This window comes from Actinomycetota bacterium, assembly GCA_023488435.1.
Taxonomy (GTDB): Bacteria; Actinomycetota; Coriobacteriia; order Anaerosomatales; family UBA912; genus UBA912.
In genome coordinates this window covers 15,849-30,970 of the sequence record JAMDCK010000051.1, presented here as the reverse complement: position 1 = coordinate 30,970, position 15,122 = coordinate 15,849, and the positions used below count along the sequence as shown (strand labels likewise).

Below are 15,122 nucleotides of genomic sequence, written 5' to 3'. Positions count from 1 at the left end.
ATGAGAACCGTAGTCCTAGATACCAACGTTTTGCTTGCTGATCCGGCAGCACTGTTCGCTTATCCCGGTGCCAACGTCATTATCCCTGACCCGGTCCTCGGCGAGCTGGATAAGCTCAAGACATCAAGGGTGGACCCGGACCTCAGGTTCAGGGGGCGATTGGTCAGTCGTCACATATTCGAGCTTTCCGAAGGCGGTTCTCTCGCAGAAGGTGTGCCCCTGCCAGGCGGCGGCACTCTGCGGGTGATGTCTCTACCGTCCGACGCCATCATCCCCGACGGCCTTTCGCCCAGGAACACCGATGACCGGATACTGGCTGTCGCAAGCCTGGCTTGCGGAGACGGGTGCGATGGTCTCACGCTGGTCACGAACGACCTCAACATGCTGCTCAAGGCTCAATCCTTAGGCCTGGAGGTCGATAGGTACAGAGACGGCACCGACGACACCCCCGTCAAGAAGTATCTACTGCGGCCTGCGCAAAGGTACAAGATCCCCATCAGTATCCTGGCCATCTCGCTCGCGGTCTTCGTCGCAGTCTTGCTCTTGGCTATATACGGCTCAAGACTGGTTGCCCCACAGCCTCAGGCAGGGGTACCCGAGGAGTTCCTGCAATTGCTCAATGCGGAGCAGCGCAATGTCCTTGAGGACCTTCAGATACTCGCTACCAACCCTCACAACCCACAGGCATTGCTCGACATGGCGAACTACTACTATGCGCTCCGGGAGAACACGGGCGACCCACGATGGGGCCGACTGGCGATCCGATACTACGAGGATTACCTCGAGATCACCCCTGACGACGTCAACGCCAGAACCGAGCTCTCCGTGATGTACTTCCTCATCGGCCAGACGGACCGCGCCATCCAAGAGGTCTCGAAGGGACTCGAGGTGGAGCCGAATCACATCAGCGCGAATTTCAATCTTGGCCTGTTCTTCTGGCAGGGACGTAAGGATTTCGCTGGTGCCGAGGCACAACTGATGCGAGTGCTGGAGCTCACCGACGCCACCCCGAACTCACCCGATCACGGATTGCGACAGCAAGCAACCGCCGCCCTGGAACAACTTCGCCAAGAGGCAGAAGCTGCTGGAGCCCCGCTGCCTGACGAGACTACCGAAGGAGCCACCTTTTGAGCGACATCGAGCAGATAGACATTGCGATCATCGGCGGCGGACCGGCTGGTCTGACTGCGGCCATCTACGCTGGGCGGGCTAGGGCGAAAACCGTCGTTTTCGAGCGAGGCATACCCGGCGGGCAGATCACGACCACAGACATGGTCGAGAACTACCCAGGTTTCCCTCAGGGAATCTCAGGCCAGCAGCTCGGCGATTTGATGCTTGCACAAGCCGAGGAGTTCGGGCGAACTACTACTATGCGCTCCGGGAGAACACGGGCGACCCACGATGGGGCCGACTGGCGATCCGATACTACGAGGATTACCTCGAGATCACCCCTGACGACGTCAACGCCAGAACCGAGCTCTCCGTGATGTACTTCCTCATCGGCCAGACGGACCGCGCCATCCAAGAGGTCTCGAAGGGACTCGAGGTGGAGCCGAATCACATCAGCGCGAATTTCAATCTTGGCCTGTTCTTCTGGCAGGGACGTAAGGATTTCGCTGGTGCCGAGGCACAACTGATGCGAGTGCTGGAGCTCACCGACGCCACCCCGAACTCACCCGATCACGGATTGCGACAGCAAGCAACCGCCGCCCTGGAACAACTTCGCCAAGAGGCAGAAGCTGCTGGAGCCCCGCTGCCTGACGAGACTACCGAAGGAGCCACCTTTTGAGCGACATCGAGCAGATAGACATTGCGATCATCGGCGGCGGACCGGCTGGTCTGACTGCGGCCATCTACGCTGGGCGGGCTAGGGCGAAAACCGTCGTTTTCGAGCGAGGCATACCCGGCGGGCAGATCACGACCACAGACATGGTCGAGAACTACCCAGGTTTCCCTCAGGGAATCTCAGGCCAGCAGCTCGGCGATTTGATGCTTGCACAAGCCGAGGAGTTCGGTGCCGAGATCAAGCCCTTCATCTCCGTCACCAAGATCGAATCCGAAGGCCAGGACTTCCTGGTAACCACCTCTGAGGATGAGCGGTACCTGGCGAAATCCGTCATCGTTGCGACGGGTGCAGTGCCCAGGAAACTCCACATTCCTGGAGAAGCCGAATTCACCGGCCGAGGGGTCTCGTGGTGTGCGACGTGCGACGGAGCGCTCTTCAGAGACAAGGTCGTCGCAGTAGTAGGTGGCGGTGACGCTGCGATCGAGGAAGCCCTGTTCCTGACCAAATTCGCCGCCCGAGTACACGTGGTCCACCGCAGAGATGAACTTCGCGCCACCAAGTGCATCCAGGAGAAGTGCTTCGCCAACGATAAGATCGAAGTGCACTGGAGCAGGGCGGTCCGCGAGATCCAGGGTAGCGACAGCAAGGTTCAATCGGTGATTCTGGCGTCTACCAAGGGCGAAGCGGATGTGGTTCTCCCCTTGGACGGGGTGTTCATATTCGTTGGAATCGATCCGGTCAACGAATTGGCAATTGACGTGCTCGACTTGGACGATGCCGGGTATATCAAGATAGACCATGACGGTCGCACCTCGTGGCCGGGCATATTTGCCGCAGGTGACGTGACCGATTCGGAGCTAAAGCAAGTCATCACCGCTGCCGCGAAAGGCGCTTCTTCGGCGTTTGAAGCGGTCAGGTATATTGATGAGAAGGTCTGTGCTATCTAGATCGACGGATGCATGACAACGAGAGGAGACTGGAATACATGGGAGAGCTAGTAAAGGTCACGGATGCCAGCTTCGAGGCAGATGTGACGAACAGCAGCGTGCCGGTGGTCCTCGATTTCTGGGCACCATGGTGCGGGCCGTGTCGGATGATGGAGCCTGTACTGGCAGAGGTCGCCTCGGAGTATGGCGATAAGCTGCGAGTGGCGAAGCTGAACGTCGATGAGAACCCTGGAATCGCAACGCGCTTCGAGATCCTCTCGATCCCGACCCTGCTCGTCTTCGTCGATGGACAGGTCGTCAAGAAGCTCGTTGGCGCGATGCCGAAGAAGAAACTCGTAGAGGAACTGACGCCCTTGATGGGCTAGGAGGCAAAGGGGCGAATATGTGCGAGAAAGGGCTGAACGCCGAGCAGTTCCAGTTCATGATCAAGCAGGCTGATGACTCACTGGCGATGTCGCAGCAGTGGCTCGAGCAACTCCACCACCTTGCGGACCATGCCGCTTTGCGTGATGCGAGCGTGGCGCTCGCACAAGCGACGGTGCTGCTCGGCGAGACGCGAGCCAAACTCGAGCATGCGGTCGACATGCTCGATGTTGCTCCCAGCGCATCCGTGACCGTGAAGCGGATCTAGGTATGCGCACATCGGATACCCGGCAGGACCGATGAAGAAAGCGAAAGCCTCCAAAAAGGCCGTCGTGCACAAGCGAGTCAGCGATGTTGCGCCCACATACTTCGAGTGCCCGGAGTGTGGTTATCTCACGGCCGACCCCAAGTTCGGCTCACATGAGATCGCCTGCCCGGTGTGTGCCGCGTTCGGGGATAGCCGAAGGACGTTCCCCACGGATCGCCTCAGGAGACTTGATTCTCGGATCCGCGCATACTATCGCGAATCCGAACACGAGATCGTGGTCATCTTGGCCGAGACCTTCCTTGAGTCGATCTTGGAGGACATCATCGACCGGATACTGACCGCCCAAGGGGCAAGCCTCAACGTCAGGGAGTTGGTTTTCGACAGCCAGCGATCCATCGGCGCGCGGATCGGACGTCTGTTCCCGAGCTTGGTGGGCGAGTCCTTCGAAGACGTAGCCGCCGAGCTCGGGTTCCGCGATTTTCCTCGGCGGTGGCGGGCGACTCGAGCCGTTCGCAACGCGTTCATCCACGACTCGCCGTTCCGAGGTCCGCAGGAGGCACTTACTTCGAAGGACTCCGACACGGCGATGGAGCTACTCGACCAGGCATACGCGCTGTTCGTCCTGATCAACAACCGCTTCGTGGCGGGCAGCTTCCCCAAAACCCCACAACAGAAGCACGGCTGATCACAGGGCGCCGCCGATGCAGACCCAAGCCCTGAAGGTCCACATAACCGGCATCGTCCAAGGCGTCGGATTCCGCCCGTTCGTGTACAACCTGGCGGTCCGACTTGGGATCGTGGGCTGGGTCATCAACTCCAGCGACGGAGTCCACTGCCTGATCCAAGGTAGCCCCGAGTCATTGCGAGACTTCCTCGAAGCGCTTCGGCGAGAAGCTCCACCGATGTCGGTGATCGAGGACATAACTGCCGAAGATGCGCCACCCGGGGATTTCGGTGGCTTCACGATCGGGGAGTCACAGGCCGTGGCGGACGCCATTACGCTCGTGTCGCCCGACATTGCGACGTGCGATATGTGTGTGAGCGAGCTGTTCGACCCGGCGGACAGGCGATCGGGTTACCCGTTCATCAACTGCACCAACTGCGGTCCTCGCTTCACGATCATCGACGACGTGCCGTACGATCGTCCCTCGACGACCATGAAGGTCTTCGGGATGTGCCCGGATTGCTCGGCCGAGTACGCCGATCCGGCCGACCGTCGGTTCCACGCTCAGCCTGACGCTTGCTTCGTTTGCGGCCCGCGTCTGTACCTCAACGTCACGAACCCCGAGGCCGGCGACAACCGATCTCAGGCGGGCTCCTGGGAGTGGACGCCGGATGTCGAGTCGGTGCCGCGCCCTCATCGTGACGGCGGCTCCGAGCGAAAGCGCAGCAACGACATCCTGACAGCGGTGATCTCCCTGCTCGAAGAGGGCGCCATCATCGCAATCAAGGGGCTGGGCGGATTCCACCTTGCGTGCGACGCAAGCAACGAGTCGGCGGTCAAGCGACTCCGAGAACGCAAACACCGCTGGGGCAAGCCGCTTGCGGTCATGGTGCCTGATCTCTCCTCGGCGGGTAGGCTGTGTGTGGTGAGCGATGCCGAGGAAGCCCTGCTCGCCGGCACCACGCGGCCCATCGTCCTCATGCGGCGCCACGACGGCGAAGGCGGACTCGCTCCGTCGGTAAGCGGCGACCTGCCCGAGATCGGCGTGATGCTGCCGTACACTCCCCTGCATCACCTGCTCCTGGCGCGAATGCGCAGGCCGCTCGTGATGACTTCGGGCAACCTGTCGGAGGAGCCGATAGCGACCGGGAACGCCGAGGCGCTCAGCCGCCTGGCGCGCATCGCCGACGGCTTCCTGCTACACGACCGCGACATCCACTCCCGCTACGACGACAGCGTGTTCCGCGTGGTTGCAGACGTCGTGGAGCCGGTCCGCCGCGCGAGAGGCTACGCTCCCTATCCCCTGCGGTTGCCCGGGCGGTCGCAGGTCGACATACTCGCCGTAGGCCCCGAGCAGAAGAACACGTTCACGCTAGTCAGGGCCGAGCACGCCTTCGTATCGCAGCACATCGGCGATATGGAGAACCGCCAGACCCTTGAGCACTTCGAGCAGACGATCGATCTCTACAGCAAACTCTTCCGGGTGAAGCCGCAGCTTGTCTCCCACGACCTGCACCCCGAGTACCTCTCGACCAAGTACGCAACGCAGCTCGATCTGCCGAAGGTCGGGGTCCAACACCATCACGCCCACGTGGTCTCAGTCACCGCGGAGCACGCGCTCTCTAGCCGGGTCACCGGAATCGCATTCGACGGCACCGGCTTCGGAAGCGACGGACGGATCTGGGGCGGGGAGGTTCTGCTGGCCGACTGGAGCGAGTTCGAGCGGTTCGCGCACCTGGCGTATGTGCCCATGCCCGGAGGCGCGGCTGCAATCCGCAGGCCGGCGCGTATGGCGATCGGGACCCTGCACGCGACCGGACTACTGGATCACCCGGGAGCCGGCCCCTTGCGGCAGCGCCTGCGCGAAGGCGAAGAGGAGTTGCTGCTCAAGATGGTCGACCAGGGCATCAACTCTCCGCTCACATCGAGTATGGGTCGGCTGTTCGACACCGTCGCCGCCATCGCAGGCGTGCGTGACGACGCCGCATACGAGGGCGAGGCCGCCATCGAGCTCGAAGCTTGCGCCGACCGCTCAGAGGCTGGTGCTTACGCATTCGGGTTTCTCGGCGATGGGGAAGCCACCGTGGTCGATCCCGAGCCCGTGCTGCGGGCAGTGCTCGATGACGTAGCTCGCGGCGTGTCAGCTGCGGTCATCTCGGCGCGCTTCCACGCTGCTGTGGTTTGCGTTATAGTCGACCTTGCCAGACGGGCGGCAGATCTCACCGGCGTACGAGACGTCGCTTTGTCCGGCGGAGTGTTCATGAACCGCATAGTGCTGGAGGGGGCGTTGCGAGACCTGGGCGAAGCTGGATTCTCGGCGCTCACCCACAAGCGGCTGCCCACCAATGATGGCGCTGTGTCGTTCGGCCAGGCGGTCGTCGCCTGGACCAGAAGCAGGCAGTGATGAGCCCCGTGAGCTACGGCGGATCATCCCGGCAAAGGAGGTAAGGGAGCATGTGTCTGGCAATTCCCGCGCAGATCACCAGCATCGGTGATCACAACATGGCCGAGATCAACATCCTCGGCGTCACCCGGCATGTCAGCCTGGATCTGATTTCCGAAGGTAGCGTTGGCGATTGGGTGCTCGTACACGCTGGTTTCGCGATCCAGGTCGTCGATGAGGAGTACGCGAAGGAGACCCTCGAGATCCTCAAGGCCATCAATGTCGTCGAAATGGATGAACCGGAGCCTCTCAAAGAGGAGGCCTGAGCATGGATCTCAACACATTCCGCGACCCACAGATCGCCCGCGGGCTAATCGAGGCAATTCGCGCCGTCCCCACAGGCCCGGTCAAGTTCATGGAAGTCTGCGGAACCCACACCGTCGCCATCGCCAAGTTCGGGCTGCGGGCAGTGATGCCCGAGTCCATCACGCTGATGTCTGGACCCGGATGCCCTGTCTGCGTGACCCCCAACCGTGACATCGACATCGCCGTCGAGTACGCCCGCCAGACCGACGTGATCGTCGCCACCTTCGGCGACATGATGAAGGTCCCGGGTTCCTACTCCTCGCTCTCTGCCGAGAAGGCCGACGGCCGCGATGTCCGCATCGTCTACTCGCCCCTTGACGCCCTGCAGATCGCAGAGAGTAACCCCGACAAGCTCGTCGTGTTCATCGGCGTTGGCTTCGAGACCACCGTCCCGCTGATCGCGGCCGCCATCGTCCGCGCGCAGGAGAGCGGGATCGCGAACTTCGCGGTCTTCTCGGCGCACAAGACCGTGCCCGAGGCGCTGCGAGCGCTTGTGAACGACCCGCAGGTGGCCGTTCGCGGACTCATCCTGCCAGGCCACGTCTCCACGATCATCGGCGTGCAGCCATACCGCTTCCTCGCCGAGGAATTCGGGGTGCCCAGCGTGATCACCGGATTCGAGCCGCTCGATGTGCTGCAAGGCATCTACATGCTCGCCAAGCAGGTCGCCGAGGGGCGCGCCGAGATCGAAACGGCCTACACGCGCGCGGTTCCGCCGGATGGCAACCCGTCGGCGATTGCCATGATGGAGCGCGTGTTCGAACCGGCGGACTCCGAGTGGCGTGGCATCGGCGTGATACCCGCCACCGGCCTGGCGATCCGCCCCGAGTTCGCTGACTTCGACGCCATGCGGCGCCTTGAGGTCACGCCGCCTGAGGAGCGCAGCACTCCGGGCTGCCAGTGCGGAGAGGTGCTACGCGGGATCACGTTGCCATTCGAGTGCAAGCACTTCGGACGGGCTTGTGTGCCTGAGCATCCGGTGGGGCCGTGCATGGTCTCCTCGGAAGGTTCATGCGCCGCCTACTACCGCTACACCGACTACGGCAAGCAGACGACTACGCCCGCCTCGGCGGAGTAGACGGACGCGCGAGCCATCTGGATCAGGACCCCTAGGAGGATCGATGCTTTCAGACAAGATCGTGCTGGCGCACGGGAGCGGCGGGACGTTGATGCGCGCGCTCATCGAGGAGCTTTTTGTCGAGCAGTTCGCCGACCCCGAGCTCAGCCGCATGGATGACGCGGCCTCTCTTGCCGTGACCGGGTCGAGGATCGCCATGTCGACCGACACCTACGTGGTGAGCCCGATCTTCTTTCCGGGCGGCGATATCGGCAGGCTGGCCGTGTGCGGGACCGTCAACGACGTTGCCACATCCGGGGCCGTGCCACTCTACCTCTCCGTCGGATTCATCCTCGAGGAGGGGCTTCCCATCGCCGATCTCAAGCGGGTGTTGGTCTCGATGAGCGAGGCGGCTGCCGAGGCAGGCGTACGCATCGTCACCGGTGACACCAAGGTCGTCGAGCACGGTCACGGGGACGGGGTCTACATCAACACGACTGGCGTGGGAGTCCTCGCCGATGACGCTGAGCGCAGAGCCGCCAACTGCAAGCCCGGCGACAAGGTGCTCCTCTCAGGAACCCTCGGGGACCACGGGATCGCTGTCGTCTCGCAGCGCGAAGGGCTCGCTTTCTCGACCGACATCCGCACCGACGCCGCGCCACTCAACCACCTCGTGGCCAACGTCATCGAAGCGGCTCCGGCCGCCCGGTGCTTCCGCGATCCCACCAGGGGCGGCCTAGCGAGCGCGCTGAACGAGATTGCGGTAGCCTCGGAAGTCTCGATCGTGGTGGAGGAAGCCGCTGTACCCGTCCGCGCGCAGGTGCAGGGCGCTTGCGAGATGCTCGGATACGACGTCTACCAGGTAGCCAACGAGGGCAAGATGATCGCAGTCGTACCTGCCGAGCAGGCCGAAGCGGCGCTCGAAGCCATGAAGCGATCCCCCTACGGCGAGGATGCGGCCATCATCGGCGTTGTCGAAGAGAGTGCTCCAGGCAAGGTCTATGTGAACACCCGATTCGGGTCGACGCGCATCATGGACATGCTAGTCGGCGAGCAGCTGCCCCGGATCTGCTGATCATTCACACAATCGGGTCTGCGTTTCTAGTACACTTCCAGGAATGACTTCAGTCGCGAACCTGAGCCTTTCCGGCATCAACCGCATAGCGTTGGCCGCAACCATTTGGGGATCGATCGGCGTATTCGCCCGAGCGATCGACGCACATCCCGCGGTCATCGTGTTTTGGCGGATACTTTTCGCCGCTGTGGCGATTGCAGCGGTCTCAGCCGGAGCCAAGCGATTGTTCGCTTTCTTCGCACTCTCGCGCCGCAAGCAAACCGCCGTCGCGGCCATGGGCTCCCTGCTCGCACTTAACTGGATTCTGTTCATGGGCGCGTTGCAGCTGGTGGATGTTGCGGTGGCCGTCCTTTTGGCCTACTGCGGACCGATATTCGTAGCTGCTCTGACTCCGTTTGTCATGCGAGAAGCGTTCGACCGGCGCGTGATCGTGCCTCTTCTCATCGGGCTAACAGGCACGACCATCATCATCGCCCCGAAAGGTCTGGAGATCGCAGGCGGAACCCAGATGCTTGGAGCTGGGATGGCTTTTGCTTCGGCGATCACCTACGCCGCACTGATTCTGAACACGAAACGCCTGCTCAAAGGCATTCCGGTGACTACCTACATGCTGGGCCAATACGTTGCCGCCACCATACTCTTGCTGCCCGCCGTGTTCCTCCTCGATGGCCCTTCGGCCCCGATCGAGTGGGGAGCGCTGCTAGTCCTGGGCGTCGTGCATACCGCACTGACCGGCCTGCTCTTCCTGTCCGGTCTTCGGAAGGTCCGACCCGACCATGCTGCGATCATCACCTACGCGGAGCCGCTGAGTGCGGTCGTCTTCGCCGCCGCCTTCCTCGGAGAGGGCCTGACTGTTTGGGTGGCGCTCGGAGGGCTGGCGATCGTGGTCGGAGGCATCATGGTTGCGAAGATGCGCTCGGAAGCCACTGTTGAAGGCCCCCCGCTCTTACTGGACCAGCCCGAAGAAACCGATCCGATTCGGGAAAATACCTCATATAAGCCGCACTCCAAGCCCCCAGACGGAGGAGACGCATGATTGCGATACAGCGACTGATCGAAGCGGATGCCGTCAGCAGGCTCGTTAGGCGCGACGCGTCCTTGTTCGCCCCGGACTTCGAGAAACGCAAGTCGATATCGAACCGGCTTGGGTGGACCGACCTCGCCGAAAGAGGCGACCTTCGAGCGCCTCTCGTTGAGACTCTCAAGCGCGCCATCACTGAGGAGGGTGCGACCGACGTAGTCCTTTTGGGTATGGGGGGATCGTCCCTTGCGGCACTCGTGTTCGAGCGTGTGTTCGGCACTCAGGTCGAGGGCCTGAAGCTCCACGTCCTCGACACAGTGGATCCTCAGACTGTGGCGAAGCTGATGGCCGAACTCACCCCTGCGAACACGTGGTTCCTGCTCTCGAGTAAGTCAGGGGCCACCATCGAGCCCCTCTCGCTCTACCGAGTCTTCCGGGCGTGGATGAACGAACATATGGAGGGGCCAGCCGCAGGCAAGCGCTTCGTTGTCATCACCGATCCTGACAGCCCAATGCAGGCCCTGCGCACCAAGGAGTTCATGCGCATGGCTATCAACGCACCAGCCAACGTGGGTGGGCGCTACTCGGCGCTGAGCCTTTTCGGCCTGACCCCCGCCGGCCTGCTCGGTGTCGACCTGAAGGCGCTGCTCAAGGTGGCGCGCGCCATGGAAGTCGAGTGCGCCAAACCCGCCGAGGAGAATCCAGCCGCTAAACTAGCCGCCTGGATCGCGGACAACCACACTGACGGCCGCGACAAGCTGACGTTCATCGCATCGCCCGGGCTCGAATCCTTCGGCCTGTGGGTCGAGCAGCTTGTCGCCGAGTCAACCGGTAAGAGCGGAATCGGGGTCGTGCCCGTCATCGCCGATCCTGCAGACGATCTTGCCGGGTTGGGCTCAGACCGCGCGGTATTCATCATGCGCGATGCGAACGACCCTGCACTAGCCGAGCTGACTGCCGCCCTCCAAGGAGCCGGGCATCCCGTCTTCGAAGTGACTATCGACGACCGGCTCGCCCTAGGTGCAGAGTTCGTGCGCTGGAAGTACGCCACCGGCTTGCTCGGCTTCTTGATGGGAATCGACCCGTTCGACGAGCCCAACGTCTCCGAAGCCAAGCAAGCGACCCTGGAGGTGCTCGAAGGCAAAGCATCCCCTCCTCCTGCCGTCGTCGACATCGACGGAGTTTGGCCCGCATACGCCGGAGTCTTCGAGGGGGCCAATCCACCAGCGGACCTGACGTCCGCTCTCGCCCCGCTTGCCGCCACTCGCCGTCCGGGGGATTACTTAGCGGTGCTGGTGTACCTTCCCTACGACGACGCACTGGTCGAACCGCTGAGAGCCGCGCTTCGCAAGGTGACCGCAACGACCACGATCCCATCCATCCTGCAGTTTGGCCCCCGCTACCTGCACTCCACCGGGCAGCTCCACAAGGGTGGACCCGACAACGGCGCCTTCCTGGTGATCACCGCGCGGGATAAGACGCGGATCCCTGTACCTGGAAGCCCTTACACGCTGGGCGAACTGTATCGCGCCCAAGCAGAGGGTGATTTCATGGCCCTAGGTGCCCATAACCGACGAGTGATGCGCCTCGATTTGCCTGACACCCGAAAACCGACTATCGCGCGTCTCGCGTTAGCAATCGAAGCAGCCCTCGGCTGAATTGTAGCTACAAACCTAGAGCCCTCTTCAGCGCAGGGACTCTGCGGCGCGACACCGGCACCTGGGTTCCAGCGCGGTCCGATAGCGTCAGCAGAAGGGTGCCGCCGTACATCGGTACCACTTCCTTGACCTGCCCCAGGTTCACGAGATACCTGCGATGCACTCGGAAGAATCCGCTGGCATCAAGCTTCCGTTCGAGCTGAGCAAGCGAGTTGGTCGAGAGGTACCGCTCGGCATCTGTGTGCAAGTACGCGTAGTCGTCCTTGGCCATGACGTAGTAGACGTCCTCTACCTGCAGCAGCAGCTTCTTCCCCGCTTTCTCAACAGAGATCCGCTCCACCTTCACCGGAGCTATCTCGGCAGGAACCAGACGAGCGAGAGCCTGCTTGAGGCGCGAGAGATCCACGGGCTTCATAAGATAGTCGGTCGCAGCCACCTCGAAAGCCTTCACGGCATGCTCGCTGTGTGCCGTCACAAAGATCACCGCCGGCGGACGCTCGAGTTGGGCGAGAATCTCTGCCAGCTCGATCCCAGAGACTCCAGGCATGTCGATGTCGAGAAAGACGACATCGTAAGCGATTGCCCTGATGAGCTGAGATGCCTCCGAGGCATTGGACGCCTCGCCGACGACCTCTACCCCCCCGGCCTCGTCCAACAGATATCGAAGCTCCGAACGGGCGGGTGCCTCGTCGTCAACAACCAGAGCTTTCAGTGTCACTGTAGGCCTTTCGTCTCAAGATCCACGCCGCGAATGATCAGCTTGACCGTCGTCCCAACGCCTTCCACGCTTTCGACTTTGAGCCCAGAACCTGGTCCGAAGTGACCCTTCAATCTGTCGTGGACGTTTGTCAGGGCGATGCCCATCCCTACGCCGATGCCCGGTTCCAAGATGTGCGGCAGTCTGTCTTCGGAGATTCCGATCCCGTCGTCTATCACCGAGAGGGTCAGGACGTCGTCCTCGATGCTCGCCACGACTTGGATGTGAAGCGCCGCCTCGGCTCGCATTCCGTGTTGGATGCAGTTTTCGACTACAGGTTGAACGATAAACGCGGGTACGGGGAAGTGCAAGACCCGCGGGTCTATGTCCTCCGCTACCACGATTCGCTCCCCGAACCTTGCTCGTTCGAAGTGAAGGTAGGTGCGGACATACTCGAGTTCCGATTGAAGCGCGACCGGTTCCTCGCTGGTCTCAAGGGTACGCCTGTAGAAGTGCGCGAACTCCCGTAGCAGCTCCCGTGCGTGGGGTGGATCCGTTCGTATCAACGAGGCGATTGTGTTGATCGTGTTGAACAGAAAATGTGGGTTGATCTGCGCCTGGAGGGCTTTGAGTTCCATGCGATACGCCAGTTCTGTCTGGCGCTCCAGTTCCGAAAGCTCGAGTTGCGTGGATAGCAGGCGCGCAAGGCCCTCGGCCATAGCCAGCTGCGTCTCGTTCAGGAGATGAGGCGCAGTGTAGTAGAACTTCAGGGTCCCGCAAGCCTGCCCTCGCATCTCAAGCGGCACAATGATGGCTGCCCGCAGGGCGCAATTGTAGTCGGGGCATCCGATATCCTCCCTCAGCGGAATTACAGCATGCTCTCGTGTATCCAACGCTTGATGGGTAGCCTCGGTGAGTATCAGGCCGCCCACGAGGTGATGGTCTTCGCCGACCCCTGCGAAGCCGAGCACCCGCTCGGTGTCGGTGATTGCAACCGCAGCCGCCTCAGTGTGTTCCAGCGTTATCTGACAGACAGCCTGGGCGCTCTGTTCGGTAAGCCCCTTCCGAAGGTGCGCCAGACTTTGGTTCGCGATCTCCAAGATGAGATGCGATTGTCGTGCCCTGAGATGATCCGGTCGCAGGATGAACCTCATTACCACACTGCCCAGCGCAACCGCCGAAAGGCCACCCAGAGCCAACGCCATCATCCATCGCGGTTGATCGATCGCGATGAATCCCCATGCCGCCACAATCGCAAGAACCGTCACACCGAACAGGAGCAACATGTCAGTGACCAGGGTGCGCCGCGACATCATCAATGCTTTGAACTTACTCACTCTTTGCATGTGGGGCCGATCATCAGTGAGAGCGTCTCTTCGAGCTCGATTCCGCCGTGCCGTGCGTACAGCGACCTCGATACGTGGTCGTCGATCCGGGCACACAGGCTCATGCTGCGAGCACCTGTTCCCGCCAGGGTACGTCCCGCCTCCGCCAGCAGAGATGACCCGAAGCCCTGACCCCTGAACTCAGGCGCCACCGCAATCCGTCCAAGGGTCGCACAGCCCCGGATAACCTCTGTGTGAGTATAACCGATGACTCGGGGCCCATCAGTCGCCACCGTGAGCCTGCCGCTCGATGCCAGCGCCTCCAAGTAGCGGCGATCGTATGCCCAGAACGGGTCGAAGCAGTTCGAATCCAGGTCGTAGATCGCTTGAATATCTCCACTGCACGCAATCCGCAAAGCACACTCTGCCGAAGTGCCGGATGCCCTTCGCCGAAGATGCCGCAGCTCAATGCGTACGACCACAAGCTCCTCGTGCAAACACATCCCTGCAGCCTCGTAGACGGTGGCACGAGCGGAGTCGACCATCGGGCTCAGAAGCTGACGAAGGCCGTGCGAGTCCGCTGACTCTCGGACTGCTTCTAGAACTGCGGGGACCTCGGCATCCCGGACCCGTAAAGTGCGAATCGCAAGGATGTCCAGGGCCTCCCTCCATCGCCCGACGACCACATCCCGCCGCTCATCGACCTCGCCCGGCGCCTCGTCCCAATGAATTGCCCAGTTCACAGGAGCGCTGCCAGCTCACTATATGCAAGCCAGGTCCCCGCAAATGCGAGGAACACCCCGAACCCAGCCCGCACTGTCTGATCGGCGGCCACCGAAGTGAGCCATGCCCCCATCAAAGCGCCCGGTACCGACCCTATAGCCAATCCAAGTGCCAGCGACACATCCACGTTTCCCAGCAGATGATGAGCTACCGCCCCAGGCATCGCCAAACCGATCACTCCGGCCAGACTTGTGCCTATCGCTCGCTTTATAGGGTAGCCAAAATGCCTTACCAGAATCGGTACGATGACTATCCCTCCCCCTATCCCGAGCAGGCCCGAGAGTAGCCCTGCGAACACTCCTGTGAGTCGCAGCGGCCACACGCCCCGCACCCCTCCCTCGGCAGGCCCTGAAGTGACATGTGGATCCACAGGCTTACGCAGGAAGCTCGCCGAGGTCACCACAAGAAGCCCCGCAACGAGCAGCAATACAACACTGTGCCCTAGCACTGTACCCAGACCGGCTCCGGCGATAGCGGCCAACATCCCCCAGCCGACGATCGTGGGTACGACAGAGAGGTCGACTTGGCCCCTTCGCAGATGCGCCCAAAGTGCCACTGCAGCAGTGAGTATCACCACGAGTAGCGATGTGCCAACCGCCACAAGTCCTGGATATCCGAGCACCAGCCGTGCAGCTGGTGTTGTGATCATGCCGCCACCGACCCCAAAAGCCCCGGAAAACACACCGGCTACAAACCCTGACACAGCTGCCAGGATCGGCTCGAGCACGT

The 15,122-nt window shown here is 61.8% G+C and carries 16 protein-coding genes and 1 pseudogene; 13 read left to right on the top strand and 4 right to left on the bottom strand.

Going from position 1 to position 15,122, the window contains the following annotated elements:
- The 13 genes and pseudogenes from M1617_07100 to M1617_07040 all read left to right on the top strand — a co-directional run bounded on the left by M1617_07100 (position 1) and on the right by M1617_07040 (position 11,588).
- Positions 1–1,131, top strand: coding sequence for a PIN domain-containing protein (locus tag M1617_07100; GenBank protein ID MCL5888035.1), 1,131 nt, complete (start codon positions 1–3; stop codon positions 1,129–1,131).
- Positions 1,128–1,358: pseudogene (locus M1617_07095) on the top strand (FAD-dependent oxidoreductase). The gene M1617_07100 and the pseudogene M1617_07095 overlap by 4 nt, the downstream one beginning before the upstream one ends.
- Before the next feature lie 125 nt (positions 1,359–1,483).
- Positions 1,484–1,789, top strand: a complete 306-nt coding sequence (locus tag M1617_07090) for a tetratricopeptide repeat protein (GenBank protein ID MCL5888034.1) — start codon at positions 1,484–1,486, stop codon at positions 1,787–1,789.
- 5 nt (positions 1,790–1,794) lie between these two features.
- On the top strand, positions 1,795–2,733 hold the full coding sequence (gene trxB / locus M1617_07085) for a thioredoxin-disulfide reductase (protein ID MCL5888033.1): 939 nt from the start codon (positions 1,795–1,797) through the stop codon (positions 2,731–2,733).
- Between the two features lie 38 nt (positions 2,734–2,771).
- Positions 2,772–3,098: a thioredoxin gene (gene trxA / locus M1617_07080; protein MCL5888032.1), complete on the top strand. Its 327-nt coding sequence runs from the start codon at positions 2,772–2,774 to the stop codon at positions 3,096–3,098.
- Positions 3,099–3,115: 17 nt separating this feature from the next.
- Positions 3,116–3,364: a hypothetical protein gene (locus M1617_07075; GenBank protein ID MCL5888031.1), complete on the top strand. Its 249-nt coding sequence runs from the start codon at positions 3,116–3,118 to the stop codon at positions 3,362–3,364.
- 31 nt (positions 3,365–3,395) lie between these two features.
- A complete protein-coding gene (locus M1617_07070; protein MCL5888030.1) occupies positions 3,396–4,049 on the top strand; it encodes a hypothetical protein in 654 nt (217 codons plus the stop codon).
- Positions 4,050–4,065: 16 nt separating this feature from the next.
- The gene (gene hypF, locus M1617_07065; GenBank protein MCL5888029.1) at positions 4,066–6,432 is read left to right on the top strand and encodes a carbamoyltransferase HypF; all 2,367 of its coding nucleotides are present in this window, start codon (positions 4,066–4,068) and stop codon (positions 6,430–6,432) included.
- A 50-nt stretch (positions 6,433–6,482) separates the two neighbouring features.
- Positions 6,483–6,737 carry a HypC/HybG/HupF family hydrogenase formation chaperone gene (locus M1617_07060; GenBank protein ID MCL5888028.1) on the top strand — a complete coding sequence of 85 codons (255 nt, stop codon included), beginning with the start codon at positions 6,483–6,485 and terminating at the stop codon, positions 6,735–6,737.
- Between the two features lie 2 nt (positions 6,738–6,739).
- Positions 6,740–7,855: a hydrogenase formation protein HypD gene (hypD, locus tag M1617_07055; GenBank protein MCL5888027.1), complete on the top strand. Its 1,116-nt coding sequence runs from the start codon at positions 6,740–6,742 to the stop codon at positions 7,853–7,855.
- Between the two features lie 43 nt (positions 7,856–7,898).
- Complete coding sequence (hypE, locus tag M1617_07050) at positions 7,899–8,909, top strand: hydrogenase expression/formation protein HypE (GenBank protein MCL5888026.1); 1,011 nt, start codon at positions 7,899–7,901, stop codon at positions 8,907–8,909.
- Between the two features lie 43 nt (positions 8,910–8,952).
- Positions 8,953–9,945, top strand: coding sequence for an EamA family transporter (locus M1617_07045; protein ID MCL5888025.1), 993 nt, complete (start codon positions 8,953–8,955; stop codon positions 9,943–9,945).
- Positions 9,942–11,588, top strand: a complete 1,647-nt coding sequence (locus M1617_07040; GenBank protein ID MCL5888024.1) for a glucose-6-phosphate isomerase — start codon at positions 9,942–9,944, stop codon at positions 11,586–11,588. The genes M1617_07045 and M1617_07040 overlap by 4 nt, the downstream gene beginning before the upstream one ends.
- Positions 11,589–11,595: 7 nt before the next feature.
- On the opposite strand, the gene M1617_07035 is transcribed toward M1617_07040, so the two are convergent.
- From M1617_07035 to M1617_07020, 4 genes are read right to left on the bottom strand one after another with little or no spacing between them, the layout of a single operon-like run.
- Positions 11,596–12,306 (bottom strand): LytTR family DNA-binding domain-containing protein, encoded by a 711-nt coding sequence (locus tag M1617_07035; GenBank protein MCL5888023.1) that lies wholly within the window; start codon positions 12,304–12,306, stop codon positions 11,596–11,598.
- Entirely contained in the window at positions 12,303–13,631 is a 1,329-nt protein-coding gene (locus M1617_07030; GenBank protein ID MCL5888022.1) for a histidine kinase, read from the bottom strand. Before M1617_07030 ends, M1617_07035 begins: the two co-directional genes overlap by 4 nt.
- Entirely contained in the window at positions 13,619–14,353 is a 735-nt protein-coding gene (locus tag M1617_07025) for a GNAT family N-acetyltransferase (protein MCL5888021.1), read from the bottom strand. Before M1617_07025 ends, M1617_07030 begins: the two co-directional genes overlap by 13 nt.
- Positions 14,350–15,120 (bottom strand): sulfite exporter TauE/SafE family protein, encoded by a 771-nt coding sequence (locus M1617_07020; GenBank protein ID MCL5888020.1) that lies wholly within the window; start codon positions 15,118–15,120, stop codon positions 14,350–14,352. Before M1617_07020 ends, M1617_07025 begins: the two co-directional genes overlap by 4 nt.
- Positions 15,121–15,122: the final 2 nt, after the last annotated feature.